Source organism: Marinimicrobium locisalis (assembly GCF_039822625.1).
In the GTDB taxonomy this organism is placed as follows: domain Bacteria; phylum Pseudomonadota; class Gammaproteobacteria; order Pseudomonadales; family Cellvibrionaceae; genus Marinimicrobium; species Marinimicrobium locisalis.
Genome location: NZ_JBDLLG010000085.1, coordinates 1 through 641, shown reverse-complemented (window position 1 = coordinate 641; position 641 = coordinate 1). Strand labels below are relative to the sequence as shown.

The following is a 641-nucleotide window of genomic DNA, read 5'->3' as shown; positions in this document are numbered from 1 at the left end:
CAGCCAGTTGGGGTTGCGGTGGCTGGCCCAGTAGGCACGCAGTGCCTCCAGGGCGAGCTGGGGCAGAATGACGAACCGGTCCTTCTTGCCCTTGCCTTGGCGCACGTGCAGGGTCATACGTTCACTATCGATATCCGAGACCCGGATATTCAGGGCCTCGCCGAGGCGTAAGCCCATGCTGAACGTCACCAGAATGAACGTCTGGTAGCGGCGCTCGCGGGTGCCGTTGATCAGCCGCTCAATCTCTTTAAGCGTGAGTACATCCGGGAGGTGTTTGCTCTGAGGCGGCTTGACGATATCGACCCACTCCCAGTCGCGCTTGAGAATGTGTTTGTAGAAGAACTGCAGGCCGTTGCGATCGACTTTGACGGTGGACCAGGAGTGGGTGTTTACCAGGGACTCGAAGTAGCCTTCAAGCTGCTCCTGGGACAGGGTGTCGATCGGGGCGTCAAAATACTCGCAAGCGCGGCGAACGGCCCGGGCGTAGACATCAATGGTGGAGGGTGCTTTCCCTTGGCGCTTAAGCGCGCTAAGATGCTTTTGGTACAGTGAATTCTGGCGTTTTTGCTGTGCTTTTTGCATGAGATAATTCCTCTAGTTGTCGTGCTCGGTATAAGCACGTAGGGGAATTATCTCAGCTC

The 641-nt window shown here is 56.8% G+C and carries 1 protein-coding gene; it reads right to left on the bottom strand.

Translation table 11 applies throughout. The features are described 5' to 3' along the window. Positions 1–582, bottom strand: a 582-nt coding sequence (locus AAE514_RS18505; protein WP_347333042.1) for a tyrosine-type recombinase/integrase, incomplete at its 3' end; no start/stop codon positions are given. Positions 583–641: the final 59 nt, after the last annotated feature.